Annotated in this window: 1 protein-coding gene; it reads left to right on the top strand. The window is 35.5% G+C overall.

From position 1 onward, the window contains the following. On the top strand, positions 1 to 179 hold a 179-nt coding region (locus DS745_RS25560), incomplete at its 5' end, for an IS3 family transposase (protein ID WP_153188184.1). Positions 180 to 515 lie beyond the last annotated feature (336 nt).

Raw genomic sequence — 515 nt, 5'->3', positions numbered from 1 at the left:
TGAAAAAAGATTTAGTTCATCGAAGACGATTTAAGACACGTAGTGAAGCAGTAAAGGCAATCAATCATTATATTGGTGGTTTTTATAATGAGAGAAGGAAACACTCAACTTTAGGGTATTGTTCTCCAAACCAATTTGAGAGAAAACATAGTCAAGTTGAGTGTAACTTTGTCTCATAAATGGTCCATTTGGTGTTAAAAGTGATTAGTCATGTTTTTGAGTAATCATTTTTAACACCCCACCAAACGAAGTGCGGTAGGATCCCTGCCTAAAAAAGTTCCATTTATTTATGTCCACTTTCTTGACAGAACTCCAAAACCTCAAAAAGAGCCAAAGGCGACAACAAATTTATCTCTCTTTTGAATAAAAAACATAGTTTCCTATATAAAACGTCTTTGGACGTAGCAACATAGGTGGTTACATTGCTGCATATATCGGGTTACAGTCCAAACTGAGTGGTTTATGAGCGGAACTGGTACATTTACAGTCCAAATTGAACAATTTACAGTCCAAAC

The sequence above is a fragment of the Anaerobacillus alkaliphilus genome (assembly GCF_004116265.1).
Classification (GTDB): Bacteria; Bacillota; Bacilli; order Bacillales; family Anaerobacillaceae; genus Anaerobacillus; species Anaerobacillus alkaliphilus.
The sequence above is the reverse complement of the archived record's forward strand: the minus strand, read 5'-3'. Positions and strand labels throughout refer to the sequence as shown.